Source organism: Streptomyces sp. NPDC003720, from assembly GCF_042875075.1.
Classification (GTDB): Bacteria; Actinomycetota; Actinomycetes; order Streptomycetales; family Streptomycetaceae; genus Streptomyces.
This window is the reverse complement of record NZ_JBIANZ010000003.1, coordinates 58,926-74,606: the sequence shown is the minus strand read 5'-3', so window position 1 is coordinate 74,606 and position 15,681 is coordinate 58,926. Positions and strand designations below refer to the sequence as shown.

Here is a 15,681-nt window from a genome sequence, read left to right as displayed (position 1 = left end):
GCATGAGCAGCACGCCGAACGTCACCTGTGCCACGGCCGACGGAGCCTCCTGGCTCGCCTCGGCGGGAACGTACCCGCGCAGCACGCTCGCCCTCTGGCGTGAGCGTCCGGACGCCCCGCTGGTGCTGCCCTGCGGCACCGTGTTCGACGTGGTGAGCGCCCCGGCGATCTTCGGGCGCCGGATGCTGGACCGACTGTGGGACGAGGGGCCGGGCTCCGGGCCGGTGGCGGTGTTCCGGGGCCGCATGCTGCTGTTCACCGCTCCTGGCACCGCCCAGCGCCTGCCCTCCCTGCTGACCTGGGAGGAGTGGGGGTCCAACCGCACCGCGGCGGTCCCGCCGCTGCTCTGCCACGGCACCGGGGACGCGGTGACCGTCCCGGCCCTGAGCGGCGGCGACTCCGCCTCCGGCGGGTCCCGCTGGCTGGTGGCGCCGGACACCCGTCATCCCTGGCTGCCGGGCCCCGAGGTACTCCTCTGGGCGGCGGTACGGGCGGCCCGCGCGGCGGTGCGGATATCGATTTTTCCTCCCGCCGACCATGATGCTAATGTCTACGACGTCAGCAGGCGCCGCTAGCTCAGTTGGTTAGAGCAGCTGACTCTTAATCAGCGGGTCCGGGGTTCGAGTCCCTGGCGGCGCACGATGACGATGGCGAGGAGTGTTCGCGTGAAGCGCGAACCACCTCGCCATCTCTGTTTCGCGCCGCTCCACCGTGCATCAGCCGACCAGCCCCGGTGTGATCTTCACCGTCCAGGCCCCGGACGCGGTCCGCTCCTCCACCTCGACCTTCACTCCCTCGCCGGGCACCGTGAAGCTCTCGCCCAGGGCGACGGGGGCGTCGGCCAGGGGCGGGTAGACCGAGTTCTCCCAGCAGGCCTCGGTGCCGGGATGGGCGTCCACCACCTCGATCGGCCCGCCGCCCGACGCCTCACCGCTGCGCACGCGGTACACCAGGACCCCCTGCCGGCAGGCCGCCCGGTCGTTCCCGGCCGGGCCGCGCGCCTCGAACGCGAGCGCGCTGTCCGGGCCGGTGCGCACCACCGCCAGCTTGGTGCCGTGGCCGAGGCCGAACGCCGGGGCGCCCCCGGCGCCCGCCGAGCCGGAGCCGGCGGCCCCGGGACCGGCGGTCAGCGGCTCCAGGGTCAGCCGGGTCGGACCCGTACCCCGTACGCACGCCACCTGGCGTGGGTCCAGCCAGCCCAGCTTCCACTTGTGCCAGGCGAACAGATCAGGGGCGAGTCCGAACTGGCTGCCCATCAGGTCCCAGTCGCCGACGTAGGTGTCCCAGTCGCCCTTCCCGTCGACGGGACGGTGGTAGAGGTCGGGCAGGTCGAAGACGTGCCCGGTCTCGTGGGCCAGTACCAGGCGGTCCGGCGGGTGCTTCTCGAACACGGTGACGACCCGGCGGACGTCGGTGCCGTCGACCCGCATCGGGGTCGCGAGGTTGACCACCTTCGTCGCGTCCGAGTCGACCCCGGGGGCGTCCGGATCGGCGACGAGGTAGACCACGTCGTAGCGGGAGAAGTCCACCTCGCCGTCGGCCGCCGCGAAGGCGTCGCGCAGGTAGGCGGCCCGGTCGGCGGCGCTCCAGTCACGCCTTATGGCGTACGCGGTCGACGGCCGCGGCATGCGCAGCCAGTGCTTCAGCGGGTGCGGGCGCAGGGTGAACCTGCCGTAGGACGCCTGCTCGTAGAAGCGGCTGGTGGCGGGGAAGTGGTCGGCGGCCAGCTCCTCGGGCGTGGTGTCCGGGCGGGCGTCCGGGAAGGACAGGAAGATCATGACGGCGTCGAGGGTGCCGGCCGGCCGGGGATAGGCCGTGTTCCAGGTGTCCAGGCCCTCCGAGTGGTGGGCCTCGGTCCGGTGCAGCGCGCAGGGGGTCGTCGAGAAGGGCTCGGCGACCGACGGGCCGGTCAGGATCGAGGTGGCGGCGAGCGCCGACATCGTGGTGGCCACGGCGGCGGTGCTGCGCAGCTTGGGCACGGAAATGACCTCCGGAGGCGGTTCACGGGGACACCGAATCCAGAGTGTGGGAGTTTCTTGCGATTCGTCCTGTTTGCCTGAACCAGAAGGGTGAGTGCGCCCGTTTGCGCGGCGCGCGCACCGGCGGTCGACACCCCGAAACACTCACGGAACGTCACAACTGGTCGAGGGGCCTAAGAACCCGTCCAGGTGCGGGCAGAAACGATCTGTCAGAACCTGTGGTCTGTCCGGGACACTGACAAGCGGCTGGAAGGCCCGAGAGCCAGCCTCTATGATCGGCACACTTTCCGGCACGGACCGAGATCGAGTGCACTGCGGGAGCGAGCGGTGAGCGGAACGTCCGAAGGGCCGACGCCCGCGGCAGACCTCGACCGGTCAGCCGTCACAGACAGTGATCACACCATCTACCACCGTGTCTTCACGGCCGCCCCGCTGTCCATGGCCGTCGTCGACCCCGAGGGCCTCGTCGTCAGCGCCAACGCCGCCCTCGGCGAACTCCTCGGCACCGATCCCCGCTCGCTGGCCGGGCGGGCCGCCGCCGACCTGATGGACCTGGCCTCGGACACCCGCACCTGGCACGCCTACCGCGAGGTCCTGTGCGGCCGGCAGGCGAAGCTGCGCTGCACCCGCCGGATCAAGCACCCCGAGGGACACTCGGTGTGGGTGCGGGTCACCGTGACCCCGCTGGCGGACGGCGGACCGGGGGCGCTGGTCTCGGCCACCGACATCAGCGCCCGCCGTGAACTGCAGTCCCGCCTGCGGCACTTGGAGATGCACGACCCGGTGACCCGGCTGCCCAACCGCACCCTGTTCTTCGAGCGCCTGACGGCCGCGCTCGAGACGGAGGCCTACGAGCGCGGCGGCACCGGCCGGATCGGCCTGTGCTACCTGGACATCGACGGCTTCAAGGCCGTCAACGACACCCTCGGCCACCGGGTGGGCGACCGGCTGCTCGCGGCGGTCGCCGAACGCCTGACCCGGGTCGCCGACGAGGCCGGCCACGCCCGCGCGGGCACCCCGCTGGTGGCGCGGCTCGGCGGGGACGAATTCGCCCTGCTGGTCGAGGACTCCACCGGCACCGAGCAGGTCGCCGATCTCGCCGAGTCCGCACTGAAGGCGCTGGAGGAGCCGTTCGACCTGGCCGGGCAGCGGCTGTCGCTGACCGCCTCCATCGGCGTCGTCGAGCGGCACGCGGCCGGCACGACCGCGACCGGTCTGATGCAGGCGGCCGACACGACGCTGTACTGGGCGAAGGCGGACGGCAAGGGCCGCTGGACCCTGTTCGACCCCGAGCGCAACGCGCACCGCATGACCCGCCAGGCCCTCTCCTCCACCCTGCGCCCCGCCATCGAACGCGGTGAATTCGCCCTGGAGTACCAGCCGTTGGTGGGCATGGAGGACGGACGGCTCAGCGGCGTCGAGGCGCTGGTCCGCTGGCACCACCCGCAGTTCGGCACGCTGACGCCGAATCGGTTCATCGCACTGGCCGAGGAGGACGGCTCGATCGTGCAGCTCGGCCGCTGGGCGCTGGCCACCGCCTGCCGGCAGGCCCGCCGCTGGCAGCTCGACCACCCGGACGAGCCGCCGATCTTCGTCAGCGTGAACGTGGCCGTGCGCCAGGTGTGGGACTCCGACCTGGTGGCGGACGTGGCGCAGACCCTCGCCGAGACCGGGCTCGACCCGCACCTGCTCCAGCTGGAGCTGACCGAGTCGGCCGTGATGGGCTCGGCCGGCCGGCCGCTGCAGACCCTTCAGGCGCTCAGCGACATGGGCGTGCGCATCGCCATCGACGACTTCGGCACCGGCTACTCCAACCTGGCGTATCTGAGCCGGCTGCCGGTGAAGGTCCTGAAGCTGGACGGCTCCTTCGTGCGCGGCTTCCAGTACGAGGAGGCGGCCACGGGGGCGACGCAGGCGCCGCCCAACCCGGCCGATGAGGTGATCGTGGAGGCGATGATCCAGCTCGCCCACCGGCTCGGCCTGACCGTCACCGCCGAGTGCGTGGAGACCTCGGCCCAGGCCACCCGGCTGCGCCGGATCGGCTGCGACACCGGACAGGGCTGGCTGTACTCCCGTCCGGTGCCGCCGGACCGCATCTCCGAGCTGCTGGGGACGCAGGACTACGCGGTGGGCAAGCCGTAGGCGTCGGCGATCAGTTCGTAGGAGCGCAGCCGCAGGTCGCCGCGGTGGGCGTGCGTGGTGAGCATCAGCTCGTCGGCGCCGGTGCGCTTGTGCAGGTCGTCGAGGCCGGTGCGGACCTCGTCGGCGGTGCCGTGCACGATGTTGCCGGCCCAGGAGGCCACGAAGTCCTCCTCCATCGGGCTGAACTCGTAGCTCTCGGCCTCGTCCGGGTCGGGGAAGAGACCGGGCCGGCCGGTGCGCAGCCGGATCATGTTCAGCGCGGTCGCGCGCACCTGCCGGCGGGCCTCCCGCTCGTCGTCGGCGGCGAGCGCGGAGACGCCGATGACGGCGTACGGCCGGTCGAGGAGCTCGGAGGGCCGGAAGGTCTGCCGGTAGAGGTCGAGCGCCGGGATGGTGTTCTGCGCGGAGAAGTGGTGGGCGAAGGCGAAGGGCAGTCCGAGCATTCCGGCGAGGCGGGCGCTGAAGCCGGAGGAGCCCAGCAGCCAGACGGGCGGGCGGTGCGCGGACTGCACGCCGCCGGGGGTGCTGCCCTGGACGGGGCCGGGAATCGCGTGGATCCGCCGGTAGGGGTGGCCGTCGGGGAAGTCGTCGTCCAGGAAGCGGATGAGCTCGGCGAGCTGCTGCGGGAAGTCGTCGGCGCCCTCGTTCAGGCCGTCGGTGCGGCGCAGCGCGGCGGCGGTGGCGCCGTCCGTGCCGGGGGCGCGGCCGAGGCCCAGGTCGACCCGCCCGGGGGCCATCGCCTCCAGCGTGCCGAACTGCTCGGCGATCACCAGGGGCGCGTGGTTGGGCAGCATGACGCCGCCCGAGCCGAGCCGGATGCGGTCGGTGTGGGCGGCGAGGTGGGCGAGGATCACCGCGGGCGAGGAGGAGGCGACGCCGGGCATGGAGTGGTGTTCCGCCACCCAGTACCGGTGGAAGCCGCGGGACTCCGCGAACCGGGACAGCTCCACGCTGGTGCGCAGCGCCTCGGTGGCGGTGCTGCCCGCGCCCACGGTCACCAGGTCCAGTACGGAGAGGGGGACGGGGGCGGTGCCGTGCGTCGTGCCCCGGATCTCGTCTGCCGACACGGTGTGTGCCTCCTGTTTCTGGGCCGTGAGCTGTCCAGCGTGGGCCAACAGGAGGCTGTCCCCGTTTATTCCGGGGCCCCGTCCCGGCCCCGCCCTTCCCCGCCCCCGGTCAGGCCTGGACGATCGGCTCGCGGGTGAACAGTGTGCCCAGCTCGGGGGCGTTCACCCGGCGGTCGGCCAGCCGCAGCGCCTCCCACACGGTCACCTGGTTGGCGGTGAGCACCGGCTTGGACAGGGACTTCTCCAGCAGACCGAGGTGGGCGACCGTGCGCAGCGCGGTGTCCGGCAGCAGCACGGCCTCGGCGTCGGCCACGTCCGCGGACCGGGCCAGCGTGAGCACCTCCTCCTCGCCCCAGCCGCCCGCCTCGGCCGCCGTGACGATCCCCGACGACCGGGTCGCGACCACCTCCAGTCCCCCGGCCCGCAGGAAGTCCGTGAACAGCGCGGCCACCTCCTCCGGGTAGGTCGTGCCCACGGCCACCCGCCGCACGCCGATCTCGCGGGCCGCGTGCACGAAGGCGAAGGACGTCGAGGAGGCGGGCATCCCGGCCATCATGGCCAGCGACCGCACCTGGTCCTGGGCGCCGTCCCAGCCGTGCACGAAGCTGCCGCTGGTGCAGGCCCACACCACCGTCTCGGCGCCGGACAGCCGCAGCCGCTCCATGCCGTCGGCGAGCCGCTCGGGCGATCCCAGCGCGCGCAGGGCGTCGACGCGGAGGACGTCCTCCGCCATGTCCGTGTGCACCAGGTCCACCCGGATGTCGCTGCCCAGGAGCTGCTCGATGCGCGGGTAGTCGTCCTCTCCGGAGTGGCCCGGGTAGAGGAATCCGAGTGCTGTCATGTCAGCCCTTCTCCGTGTTCCTGTGTCTCTTCCGGCAGTGCGGGCCGGTCACGCGCGGCCTCGTCGAGCGGCGCCTGACAGGTCCCCCATGGCTCGGGTACCCAGTCGGCGCAGCGCCGCCCACATCGTGACCTGGTTGGCCGAGAGCAGGGGGGTGCGAGCGCCCCGCGGGCCGTCACCGCGACGCCGTCCGGCCGGGCGGGGTCCGGGTTCACCTCGACCGGCACGAGCGGTCCGTGCCGGATGCGGCCGACACCGGTCCGGCGCCCGGCGCCACCGCCGGGGAGACGTCCGCGGCACACCCGCCTCACGCGGGGAGATGAGGGCAACGCTCGGTGGCCACGCCCGTGTTGACGAAGGTGGGCCCTGGTGCGAGCGTGGTCGAACCGCGCATGTCGGACGCTCGGAGCCGCCCCCTATGACGTCGACCCTCCCCACCCTGCTCGTGCTGGACGCCGACCCGCCGCCCCGGCTCGGCCGGCTGACCGGCCGCGCCCGGATCGAGCACACGGACGCGGCCGGCCTCGCGGACCTGCTGCCGGGCGCGGACGTGCTGCTGGTGTGGGACTTCACCTCGCACGCGGTGCGCGGGGCCTGGCCCGGCGAGGGGCCGCGGCCGCGCTGGGTGCACACGGCGAGCGCCGGGGTGGATCATCTGATGTGCCCGGAGCTGGCCGCGTCGGACACCGTGGTGACCAACGCGCGCGGGATCTTCGACCAGCCGGTCGCGGAGTACGTGGCCGCGCTGGTGCTGGCGGTCGCCAAGGACCTGCCGCGCACCCTGGAGCTGCAGCGGGAGCGGACCTGGCGGCACCGGGAGACCCGCCGGGTGGCGGGCACGCGCGCCTGCGTCGTCGGTTCGGGGCCGATCGGCCGGGCGATCGCGCGCACCCTGAAGGCGCTGGACGTGACCACGGCCCTGGTCGGCCGGGTGCCGCGCACCGGCGTGCACGGGCCCGGCGACCTCGACCGGCTGATCGCCCGCGCCGACTGGGTGATCGCCGCCGCGCCGCTGACCGGGCAGACGCGCGGCATGTTCGACGCGCACCGGTTCGGCGTGATGCAGCCCTCGGCGGTCTTCGTGAACGTCGGCCGCGGGCAGCTCGTCGACGAGGACGCGCTCGCGGAGGCGCTGCGCAGGCGCTGGATCGCGGGCGCCGCGCTGGACGTCTTCGCCGCCGAGCCGTTGCCCGGGGACAGTCCGCTGTGGGGTCTTCCCGGACTGGTCGTCTCCCCGCACATGAGCGGCGACACGGTCGGCTGGCGGGACGAACTGGGACTGCAGTTCGTGGAGTTGTACGAGCGGTGGGCGGCGGGCAGGCCGCTGCAGAACGTGGTCGACAAGAAACGCGGATACGTGCCCGGCCACTGACCCGGCGCCGGAGGACGCGAAACGCCACGAGCCGCCGGGAATTCGGGGGGACCGTGGGGTGCTCCGGTGGGGGTTCGGTGGAGGCGAAGGGCAGGACGGGGGCGGAGATCCCGTCGTGCGCGTACGCGGCGCAGTGGGCGTCGTCCGCCAGGGGCGGTGCCTCCCCACACCGCCGCGCAGGTCAGGGGCGCGCGGTCGTCCAGCGGGCGTGACGTGCGGCGCGCGCCCCGCAGGAGCGGCGAGGCGGTGGCGCGTCGTTCGGCCGAAAACCGGGTCGCATGGGACGGATGCGTCTGGGTAGCCGCGCCGCCATGGCTCCACCACTTGGGAAAGACGCGCACATATTCCGGTCAAAACACAGACACAGCAGGCGTTCGTTGCTCACGGGCGTCGCGGCGATCGGCGCGGTGGGCGCGCTCGGCGCCACCGGCTGCACACGAGTGGCCTCGGCGTCGGACGAGAACGGCGGCGAACTGCTCGACCGGTTGCGGGCGCAGGGCGTCGTACGTCTCGGGATCGCCGGCGAGATCCCCTTCGGGTACATCGACCGCAACGGTCATCTCACCGGTGAGGCGCCCGAGCTGGCGAAGGTGATCTTCAAGCGGCTCGGAGTGGACCGGGTGCAGCCGGTGCCGATGGAGTTCGGCTCGCTGATCCCCGGTCTCAACTCCCAGCAGTTCGACGTCGTCGCCGCCGGCATGTACGTCAATCCCGAGCGGTGCGAGCAGGTGATCTTCGCCGACCCGGATTACCAGATGCTGGATTCGTTCATCGTCCGCAAGGGGAACCCGAAGGGGTTGCACTCCTACCGGGACGTGGTGGAGAAGAAGGCGAGGTTCGCCACCGGCACCGGATACGCCGAGATCGCGTACGCGGTGGAGGCCGGTTACAAGGAGAGCGACATCCTGATCGTCCCCGACCAGGTGGCCGGGCTGAACGCCGTGGAGGCCGGGCGGGTCGACGTCTTCGCCGGCACGGCGCTCACCACCCGCGAGGTGGTGAGGAAGTCGAGCAAGGCGGAGGCGACCAAGCCGTTCGCCCCGCTGGTCAAGGGCAAGCCGCACGTCGACGGCGGCGCGTTCGCGTTCCGGCCGACCGAGACGAGGCTGCGCGACGCCTTCAACGCCGAGCTGCGCAAGCTGAAGCGGAGCGGGGAGCTGCTGCGCGTCCTGCGGCCCTTCGGCTTCTCCGAGGCGGAGATGACGGACCTCACCGCGAAGGAGCTGTGCGGCGGATGACCTCAGGCCTCTGGGATCTGGTACTGAAAGGCATATGGGTCACCGTCCAGCTGCTGGTGTTCAGCGCGCTGCTGGCCACCGCGGTGTCCTTCGTCGTCGGCATCGCGCGCACCCACCGGCTGTGGATCGTGCGCTTCCTCGCCGGCTTCTACACCGAGGTGTTCCGCGGTACGTCGGCCCTCGTGATGATCTTCTGGGTGTTCTTCGTGCTGCCCGTCGCCTTCGGCTGGCAGCTCGTCCCCATGTGGGCGGGCACGCTGGCGCTCGGGCTGACGTACGGCGCGTACGGCTCGGAGATCGTGCGCGGCGCGCTGAACGCGGTCGACCCGGCGCAGAAGGAGGGCGGTGTCGCGCTCGGCTTCACGCCCTGGCAGCGACTGCGGCTGATCGTCCTGCCGCAGGCGGTGCCGGAGATGATCCCCTCGTTCTGCAACCTGCTGATCGAGCTGCTCAAGGGCACCGCGCTGGTGTCGGTGATGGGCATGGGCGATCTGACGTTCAGCGCCAACCTGGTGCGGCTCGCGCTGCAGCAGAGCGCGGAGATCTACACGTACGTGCTGCTGATCTACTTCGCGATCGCCTTCGTGCTCACCCGGCTGATGCGCGGTCTCGAGAAGCGGCTGAAGGCCGGGGTCGGCAAGGCCCCGGGGACGGAGTCGGCGGCGCGTGAGCTGAAGCGGGCGCAGACGACCGGTGTCGGCGGGGGTGTCGCATGAAGTGGGACTGGAACGCCGTCGGCGACTTCATGCCGGACTTCTGGCACGGGCTGCTGGTCAGCCTGCAGGCCCTGGCCCTCGGCTCGCTGCTCTCCTTCACCCTGGGCCTGGTGTGGACGCTGCTGATGCGCGCGCCCTCCCGGTGGGTGCGCTGGCCGGTCGGGGTGGTCACGGAGTTCGTGCGCAACACCCCGCTGCTGGTCCAGCTGTTCTTCCTGTTCTACGTGCTGCCCGAGTGGGGCCTCACCTTCTCGGCGCTGGCCACCGGCGTCTTCGCGATCGGGCTGCACTACTCGACGTACACGATGCAGGTCTACCGGGCCGGCATCGAGGCGGTGCCCGTCGGCCAGTGGGAGGCGGCGACGGCGCTGAACCTGCCGCGGCGGCGCACCTGGACCGCGGTGATCCTGCCGCAGGCGATCCGCCGGGTGGTCCCCGCCCTCGGCAACTACGTGATCTCCATGCTGAAGGACACGCCGATGCTGATGGTGATCACCGTGCTGGAGATGCTCGGCCGGGGCCGGCTCTTCTCCCAGCAGCACTTCCAGTTCACCGAGCCGCTCACCGTGATCGGTGTGGCCTTCATCCTCATTTCCTACCTGGCCTCCCTTCTCCTGCGAGCCCTGGAGCGACGTCTTGTCCGCTGACACTCCCCTGACGAAAGAGCCCGACGCGAACGCCGGCCCCCTCACGGCCGGGGGTGAGCTGATCCGGCTGGAGGAGGTCACCAAGCGGTTCGGGACGAACACCGTGCTCGACCGGCTGAACTTCTCCGTCGACCCCGGCAAGCACGTGACGCTGATCGGCCCCTCCGGGTCCGGCAAGACCACGATCCTGCGGCTGCTGATGACCCTCACCAAGCCGGACGAGGGCACCATCACCGTGGACGGGGAGCGCCTGTTCCCGGCCCCGGAGAAGCAGGTCCGCGAGGCCCGCAAGAAGATCGGGATGGTGTTCCAGCAGTTCAACCTGTTCCCGAACATGACCGTGCTGCGCAACCTCACCGAGGCGCCGGTGCAGGTGCTCGGCATGTCCAAGGACGAGGCCGAGGCACGCGCCCGGGAACTGCTGGAGCTGGTGGGGCTCGCCGACAAGTGCGACGCGCGGCCGACCATGCTCTCCGGCGGTCAGCAGCAGCGGGTTGCCATCGCCCGGGCGCTGGCGATGCGGCCGCGGGTGCTGCTGCTGGACGAGGTGACCTCGGCGCTGGACCCGGAGCTGGTCGCGGGCGTGCTCGACCTGCTCCGGGACATCGCCCGCAGCACGGACATCACGATGCTCTGCGTGACCCACGAGATGAACTTCGCCCGGGACATCTCCGACCAGGTGCTCATGTTCGACTCCGGCCGGGTGATCGAGGCGGGGCCGCCGGAGCAGATCTTCGGCGATCCGGAGCAGGAGCGCACCCGGGAATTCCTCGGCGCGGTGCTGTGACCACCCGCCGTGAAAACGGCAACAGCCGAGGTCCCGGCGCTGGGCGATGACCCTGGCATATGCCAGAGGGCCTGAGGCCCAGTTGGGAGGGGCGTGCCGGCGGCAGAATCTCGCCAACACCCTCTCCCCGCCGGGCCTTTGCCCGTTATCGTGGTATCGATCCGACCGACCGGAATCACGGCCACAGAGCGAGCCAGGGGGACACCGTGGCGCTGATGAACGAGCCGACCGCTCCGTACCACTCCGCCCACGACGCGCTGCGCGTACTGGAGACCGTGGCCCGTCACCCCGCCGGCGTCACCGAGGCCGAGCTGTCCCAGCGCACCGCCCTGGACCCCGAGCGGCTGGCCGCGCTGCTGCGCATGCTGCGCCGCGAGGGCTACGTCGAGCAGGTCACCGACGGGGCGTACGTCACCGGCGAGACCCTGCGCCGGCTCACCTCGGCGCACGAGCGCGAGGGCGCCCTGCGCGACAAGCTCCAGCACACCCTGGACCGGCTGCGGGACTCCGTGGGCGCGGCCGTCTACATCAGCCGGTACGTGGACGGCGAGGTCACGGTCACCCAGTACGCCGCCGGCCCAGGCACCCCCGCGGTCAACGAGTGGGTGGACTTCCGCGTCTCCGCCCACGCCACCGCCGTGGGCAAGAGCCTGCTGACCCAGCTCGACCACAACGCCCGCCGCGACCATCTGTCCCGGCACAAGATGGCCCGGCTCACCTCGCGCACCATCACCAGCGACAAGCTGCTGCTCTCCCGGCTGGAGTCGCAGCCCGCGACGGTGCCGGTCCTGGACCTCCAGGAGTACGCGATCGGCACGGTCTGCGCCGCCGTCCCGATCACCGCGGGCTCGACCGTCGGGTGCCTGGCGCTCTCGCTCCCGGTGGAGCACGCGCACCGCCTGAAGCAGGCCGCGGACACCCTCAACCGGAACGCGGCGCCGGTGCTGCTGTCCCTGGCGATCTAGCCGCTCCCGGGTGGTCACGAGCACCCCTCAGGACCAGGTAGTATTTTCTTCGTCGCCGGCCGCGGTAAGCGGAAGGCGAGAGTCATGCGCCGCTAGCTCAGTTGGTTAGAGCAGCTGACTCTTAATCAGCGGGTCCGGGGTTCGAGTCCCTGGCGGCGCACAGAAGAAGGGCCCCTCGCCTCGGCGAGGGGCCCTTCGGCGTGCCGGGGCCCGTGGGCGGTCCGCCTCCGGGCCGCACGGGTCACGGCATCAGATCGCCCGCCTCGCTGAACATCATGTGGGCCACGACGATGAAGACCGAGCAGAAGGCGATGCCCACCCCGAGGAACGTCAGCGCGAAGCCGGTGCCGACGGCGAGCCTGCCACGGGCGGGCGGGAGCGCGGTGGCCCGGTGGGGCTGCTCCGCGAGGTAACGCACGGTGACGAAGTCGCCCTCCAGGACGGTCCCGGGGCCGCCCTCCTCCTCGAAGCGCTGCGTGCGGCCGTCGCGGGTGGTGAACTCGTAGACGTGGTGGACGGCCGTCCGCACGGACGTGTCCCCGCCGCCCCCGCTGGTCGTCGTGTACATCCGCAGGCAGCGCGCCTCGGCGGTCAGTCCGTGCTTCCACGTCCTGCTGATCCGCCGGGCGCGGCGCAGCAGCAGGTACGCGGCGAATCCGAAGCCCGCGATCATGAGGCAGGGCACGGCGTAGAAGAGCGGTTCCATCATGAGGTTCCCCCGAGGTCGGCACACCGCCGTCGGTCGAACGGACGGTGTGGCGGGAACCTACCCGGCGGTAGGGCCGGCCGGCCTCAAGGGAACCTCAGTTTCCGTGCTGTACCGCGCCGGTGCTCAGAAGGTGACGTCGGAGCAGGCGTAGAACGCGTTGCCCGTGTCGGCGATGGTCCACACCGCGAGGATGACGTGGTGGCCGCTCAGGCCGGACGGCAGCGTGCCGCTGTGACTGAGCGTGGCCGGCGGGCGCTGGCCGTTGTACGGCACCGTCAGGAACGGGGTGAGGTTGAGGTCCGAGCGGGACAGGGCGTGGCCCTGGTTCCAGCCCGGCTTGGTGACGTAGTACTTGAAGTCCGTCGTGGCGTGCATGGCGGTGAACTGCCAGCGGAACGTGTACGACTGACCGCCGGTCACCCGGGTGGTGGGCCAGGCCGCGCCGGACGGGGTCTTCGGTGCGCTGAGCTGGGCGAACTGGCCGAGGCCGCCGTTGCAGAGCTGGCCGTCGGCGGGGCCGCCGGCCGGGAAGCCCTTGGGGCCCTCGACGCTCTGCGGCTCCCACTGGATGGAGCCGCAGTTCGTCACGGTGCCGTTCTGGCAGAGCTTCTGCCTGCTGATGGGGAGGTCGGTGTAGCCGTGTCCGCTGGCGCCGCCGGTCGAGAGCGCGAAGGCGCCGGCGGTCGCCGCGCCCAGCACGACCGCGGTCAACTTGGTCTTGGTACGCATGCTGCCGCTCCTGGAGAACGTGGGGGATGTTCGCTGAGCCGAGCTGAGCCGTGCAGTAGGTCTAGACCAAGTCACAGATTATTGCCGTGTCTTGAACATGTCCAGACCAATCCCCAGGTCCGTCACACACGCTCCGAGCGCCCTGAGCAGAACGCCACCGTCAGGTCCCGCACGAGCACCTTGCGCTCGTAGTCGTCGAGTTCGACGAGGCCGCGCATGGTCAGCCGGGTCACCGTGTCCTCCACCGAGTCCACGACCGAGTTGAGCATCCCGGCCCGCTCCCGGGCGTCCAGCGCCGCGATCCGGCGCCGGTCCATCGCGGCGGCGACCTCGGGGGCGTACTCCACCCGGACCGGCTGCGCCGAGTAGACCTCCAGGCCGACCGGCGCCGAGTCCGCCACCACCAGCCGGGTCAGCGCCTCCCCGGCCGCCGCCACGCCGCCGCCCGCACCCGCGGGCATCTCCACCGGCACCCGGGCCAGCGCCGCCTCCACGCACTCCCGCAGATAGGTCTCGTGGTCGTCGATGCCGAGCACGGCCCGCGCGGTGTCCCGCACCCGCCACACCACCAGCACCACCACGCGCAGCGCCACCCCGTTGGCGTCCGCCGCCGGCATCACCTCGCTGCGCCAGTGCCGCAGCCGCACGTCCACCCGGCGGCGGCGCAGCAGCGGGTTCACCCAGAGCAGGCCGGTGCGCCGCACCGTGCCGCGGTAGCGGCCGAACAGCCCGAGCAGCCGGGCCTGTCCGGTGCGGCCCCGGGCCAGTCCGCCGAAGCCGAGCACACCGAGCGCCCCGGACCCGGCGAACGCCGCCCACTGAGCCGGACCGAGTCCGGCGCCCCCGTACGGCGGCAGGCGCAGCGCCCCCGAGGCGAGCGGCGGCAGGACACCCGCCCACCACGAGGTGACCAGGCCGCCCACCAGCCCGCCCGCGCCGGCCAGCACCCCGGCCAGACCGGGCAGCACCCGTGCCGGACGCTCCGCCAGCTCCGGGTCGAGCCGCGGCGCCGTCCGGCAGCGGGCCGGGACGGGGCGCCTGAGCCGCGGCTGCTCGCCGGTGCCCTGCCGGCGGGCCACCACCGCCGGCCGCACCGGCACCGACGCCGCCTCCGGTTCGTCGCGGAACAGCAGGTGGACGGGGATCTCGGTGGTCGTCTCGTTCTGGATCAGCCGGGCCGGCCGGGTGGCCGTGCCGCCCGCCGGGCGCCCGCTCTCCGGCTGCTCCTCGGACTCCGACGTGTGTGACGTGGTCGTACTCATGCGTGCTCCAGCCTCCGCGCCAGATGCGTCATGACAGTGAGAAAGGGGGAACGGGAACGGTCGGGACGGGCCGCGGGGACGTGCGGGCCGGGACGGGGGGAGCGGCGCCTACGAGAACAGGCGGCGCCAGGTCTCCGGGCCCGGGTAGCCGTCCGCGGCTCCGCCGCGCCAGCCCTGGCCGCGCTGGAAGGCCTCCACGGCCCGCCGGTCCGCGTCGCCCCAGCGCGGACCGGGCCCCGTGGGATAGAAGCGGCCGAACCCCTTCCGCACCAGCCGCTCCCCCAGCTCGGTCACGTGGGCGTTGACCTCGCCCGGGCGGAACCGGGCCCGGCCGGGGTAGCCGGGCACCCCGTGCGAGGCCGGCCCGGACGGGCCCGCCCGGCCGGTGACCGGACGCGGCGCCTTGCCGTCGCTCGCCGCCTGCGAGCCCGCGGTGTCCGCGACGACGCCCTTGTAGCGGTAGGGGACGTACTTGGAGGCGTTGCTCCAGTACGGGTAGGGGGTGGCCTGGGTGCGGGCGTGCGGGGGCGTCTGCTCGTAGACCGTGTAGTAGGTGTGCGTGTGGTCCGTCCAGCCGCCGAAGATCACGACGTGGGAGCCGCGTTCGGGGTCGTCCGGGTTGTGGAAGAGCAGGATGTCGCCGGCGAGCAGCTCGTCCTTGGTGATCTTCACGCCGTACTGGTCGAGGCTGCCCGTCCACTCGTTGGAGCCCAGCCCCCACGCCATGGACACATAGCCCGAGCAGTCCTGCCGGTAACCGTCCGTCCAGTAGTCCTCCATGCTGTACGGCACCTTCGCGGCCACCCAGACCTTCGCCCGGTTGATGATCTGGGTCCGGGTGGCGGGGGGCGGGGCGGCCGGAGGCGTGGTGGCCGGGTCGGGCAGGGGCCCGGCCGGGCCGTGCAGCGGCGACTTGACGCCCTGCGGGGTGGCCGGCTCACCGTCCCCGGGGTCGCCGGGGCGGTGCGGGGACTCGGGCGCGGTGAGGGCGGCGGCCGGGGTGAGCGCGCCGAGGGCGGCGGACGCGGCGGCCGCCACGATCACCACTCCCCGGGCCGCCAGGTGGCCGCCGGAGCGCCCGGACAGCGGGCGGGAGCCGGCCCGCCGCGCGTGGACGCAGGACGGGCAGTCGCACTCGCGCCCGGGGTCGACCTCTTCGAACGCCGGAGCGGTCATGCGATCTGCCTCACATTCGGGGTGGATATGTCCGCCTCTGTGCACGATGCC

At 72.4% G+C, this 15,681-nt stretch carries 15 protein-coding genes, 2 tRNA genes and 1 pseudogene; 10 read left to right on the top strand and 8 right to left on the bottom strand.

What is annotated here, in order from left to right:
• The first annotated feature begins 2 nt into the window (after positions 1-2).
• Both ACFYU0_RS09265 and ACFYU0_RS09260 read left to right on the top strand, forming a co-directional pair.
• Entirely contained in the window at positions 3-575 is a 573-nt protein-coding gene (locus ACFYU0_RS09265; RefSeq protein ID WP_351665156.1) for a bifunctional DNA primase/polymerase, read from the top strand.
• Positions 566-639: transfer RNA gene (locus tag ACFYU0_RS09260), tRNA-Lys, on the top strand. The genes ACFYU0_RS09265 and ACFYU0_RS09260 overlap by 10 nt, the downstream gene beginning before the upstream one ends.
• A gap of 77 nt (positions 640-716) precedes the next feature.
• Here ACFYU0_RS09260 and ACFYU0_RS09255 read toward each other — a convergent pair.
• A complete protein-coding gene (locus ACFYU0_RS09255; RefSeq protein ID WP_389299913.1) occupies positions 717-1,940 on the bottom strand; it encodes a M6 family metalloprotease domain-containing protein in 1,224 nt (407 codons plus the stop codon).
• A gap of 366 nt (positions 1,941-2,306) precedes the next feature.
• Here ACFYU0_RS09255 and ACFYU0_RS09250 point away from each other — a divergent pair, with 366 nt between their 5' ends.
• On the top strand, positions 2,307-4,121 hold the full coding sequence (locus ACFYU0_RS09250; RefSeq protein ID WP_389299093.1) for a putative bifunctional diguanylate cyclase/phosphodiesterase: 1,815 nt from the start codon (positions 2,307-2,309) through the stop codon (positions 4,119-4,121).
• On the opposite strand, the gene ACFYU0_RS09245 is transcribed toward ACFYU0_RS09250, so the two are convergent.
• From ACFYU0_RS09245 to ACFYU0_RS09235, 3 genes and pseudogenes are all read right to left on the bottom strand, one after another.
• Positions 4,100-5,188, bottom strand: a complete 1,089-nt coding sequence (locus tag ACFYU0_RS09245; RefSeq protein ID WP_351665158.1) for an LLM class flavin-dependent oxidoreductase — start codon at positions 5,186-5,188, stop codon at positions 4,100-4,102. The genes ACFYU0_RS09250 and ACFYU0_RS09245 overlap by 22 nt on opposite strands.
• A gap of 109 nt (positions 5,189-5,297) precedes the next feature.
• Positions 5,298-6,029, bottom strand: coding sequence for an aspartate/glutamate racemase family protein (locus ACFYU0_RS09240; protein WP_389299089.1), 732 nt, complete (start codon positions 6,027-6,029; stop codon positions 5,298-5,300).
• A pseudogene (locus ACFYU0_RS09235) lies at positions 6,026-6,188 on the bottom strand (decarboxylase); the annotation flags it as partial. The pseudogene ACFYU0_RS09235 and the gene ACFYU0_RS09240, both read right to left, overlap by 4 nt.
• A 259-nt stretch (positions 6,189-6,447) precedes the next feature.
• Between ACFYU0_RS09235 and ACFYU0_RS09230 the strand changes: the two are divergent.
• The 7 genes from ACFYU0_RS09230 to ACFYU0_RS09200 all read left to right on the top strand — a co-directional run bounded on the left by ACFYU0_RS09230 (position 6,448) and on the right by ACFYU0_RS09200 (position 11,914).
• Entirely contained in the window at positions 6,448-7,401 is a 954-nt protein-coding gene (locus ACFYU0_RS09230; RefSeq protein ID WP_351665160.1) for a D-2-hydroxyacid dehydrogenase, read from the top strand.
• 311 nt (positions 7,402-7,712) lie between these two features.
• On the top strand, positions 7,713-8,639 hold the full coding sequence (gene ehuB, locus ACFYU0_RS09225) for an ectoine/hydroxyectoine ABC transporter substrate-binding protein EhuB (protein ID WP_389299087.1): 927 nt from the start codon (positions 7,713-7,715) through the stop codon (positions 8,637-8,639).
• Positions 8,636-9,355 carry an ectoine/hydroxyectoine ABC transporter permease subunit EhuC gene (gene ehuC / locus ACFYU0_RS09220; RefSeq protein WP_351665162.1) on the top strand — a complete coding sequence of 240 codons (720 nt, stop codon included), beginning with the start codon at positions 8,636-8,638 and terminating at the stop codon, positions 9,353-9,355. Before ehuB ends, ehuC begins: the two co-directional genes overlap by 4 nt.
• Positions 9,352-10,002 carry an ectoine/hydroxyectoine ABC transporter permease subunit EhuD gene (ehuD, locus tag ACFYU0_RS09215; RefSeq protein WP_389299084.1) on the top strand — a complete coding sequence of 217 codons (651 nt, stop codon included), beginning with the start codon at positions 9,352-9,354 and terminating at the stop codon, positions 10,000-10,002. Before ehuC ends, ehuD begins: the two co-directional genes overlap by 4 nt.
• The gene (gene ehuA, locus ACFYU0_RS09210) at positions 9,992-10,789 is read left to right on the top strand and encodes an ectoine/hydroxyectoine ABC transporter ATP-binding protein EhuA (RefSeq protein WP_389299081.1); all 798 of its coding nucleotides are present in this window, start codon (positions 9,992-9,994) and stop codon (positions 10,787-10,789) included. The genes ehuD and ehuA overlap by 11 nt, the downstream gene beginning before the upstream one ends.
• A 206-nt stretch (positions 10,790-10,995) precedes the next feature.
• A complete protein-coding gene (locus ACFYU0_RS09205) occupies positions 10,996-11,754 on the top strand; it encodes an IclR family transcriptional regulator C-terminal domain-containing protein (protein WP_351665164.1) in 759 nt (252 codons plus the stop codon).
• A gap of 86 nt (positions 11,755-11,840) precedes the next feature.
• Positions 11,841-11,914, top strand: a tRNA-Lys gene (locus ACFYU0_RS09200).
• Positions 11,915-11,995: 81 nt separating this feature from the next.
• Here the strand turns inward: ACFYU0_RS09200 and ACFYU0_RS09195 are convergent.
• From ACFYU0_RS09195 to ACFYU0_RS09180, 4 genes are all read right to left on the bottom strand, one after another.
• Positions 11,996-12,460 carry a DUF3592 domain-containing protein gene (locus ACFYU0_RS09195; RefSeq protein WP_389299910.1) on the bottom strand — a complete coding sequence of 155 codons (465 nt, stop codon included), beginning with the start codon at positions 12,458-12,460 and terminating at the stop codon, positions 11,996-11,998.
• Between the two features lie 126 nt (positions 12,461-12,586).
• Positions 12,587-13,192 (bottom strand): lytic polysaccharide monooxygenase, encoded by a 606-nt coding sequence (locus ACFYU0_RS09190; protein WP_351665165.1) that lies wholly within the window; start codon positions 13,190-13,192, stop codon positions 12,587-12,589.
• A 122-nt stretch (positions 13,193-13,314) separates the two neighbouring features.
• On the bottom strand, positions 13,315-14,454 hold the full coding sequence (locus ACFYU0_RS09185; RefSeq protein WP_389299077.1) for an SPFH domain-containing protein: 1,140 nt from the start codon (positions 14,452-14,454) through the stop codon (positions 13,315-13,317).
• 108 nt (positions 14,455-14,562) lie between these two features.
• Positions 14,563-15,630, bottom strand: a complete 1,068-nt coding sequence (locus ACFYU0_RS09180; RefSeq protein WP_389299075.1) for a peptidoglycan-binding protein — start codon at positions 15,628-15,630, stop codon at positions 14,563-14,565.
• Positions 15,631-15,681: the final 51 nt, after the last annotated feature.

What these genes read in the sequence shown, in the direction of transcription:
- ACFYU0_RS09240 (WP_389299089.1), bottom strand. Translation starts at nt 6,029, where the DNA reads ATGACAGCACTCGGATTCCTCTACCCGGGCCACTCCGGAGAGGACGAC.
- ACFYU0_RS09265 (WP_351665156.1), top strand. Translation starts at nt 3, where the DNA reads ATGAGCAGCACGCCGAACGTCACCTGTGCCACGGCCGACGGAGCCTCC.
- ACFYU0_RS09185 (WP_389299077.1), bottom strand. Translation starts at nt 14,454, where the DNA reads ATGAGTACGACCACGTCACACACGTCGGAGTCCGAGGAGCAGCCGGAG.
- ACFYU0_RS09195 (WP_389299910.1), bottom strand. Translation starts at nt 12,460, where the DNA reads ATGGAACCGCTCTTCTACGCCGTGCCCTGCCTCATGATCGCGGGCTTC.
- ACFYU0_RS09230 (WP_351665160.1), top strand. Translation starts at nt 6,448, where the DNA reads ATGACGTCGACCCTCCCCACCCTGCTCGTGCTGGACGCCGACCCGCCG.
- ACFYU0_RS09190 (WP_351665165.1), bottom strand. Translation starts at nt 13,192, where the DNA reads ATGCGTACCAAGACCAAGTTGACCGCGGTCGTGCTGGGCGCGGCGACC.
- ACFYU0_RS09255 (WP_389299913.1), bottom strand. Translation starts at nt 1,940, where the DNA reads ATGTCGGCGCTCGCCGCCACCTCGATCCTGACCGGCCCGTCGGTCGCC.
- ehuC (WP_351665162.1), top strand. Translation starts at nt 8,636, where the DNA reads ATGACCTCAGGCCTCTGGGATCTGGTACTGAAAGGCATATGGGTCACC.
- ACFYU0_RS09180 (WP_389299075.1), bottom strand. Translation starts at nt 15,630, where the DNA reads ATGACCGCTCCGGCGTTCGAAGAGGTCGACCCCGGGCGCGAGTGCGAC.
- ehuB (WP_389299087.1), top strand. Translation starts at nt 7,713, where the DNA reads ATGGCTCCACCACTTGGGAAAGACGCGCACATATTCCGGTCAAAACAC.
- ehuD (WP_389299084.1), top strand. Translation starts at nt 9,352, where the DNA reads ATGAAGTGGGACTGGAACGCCGTCGGCGACTTCATGCCGGACTTCTGG.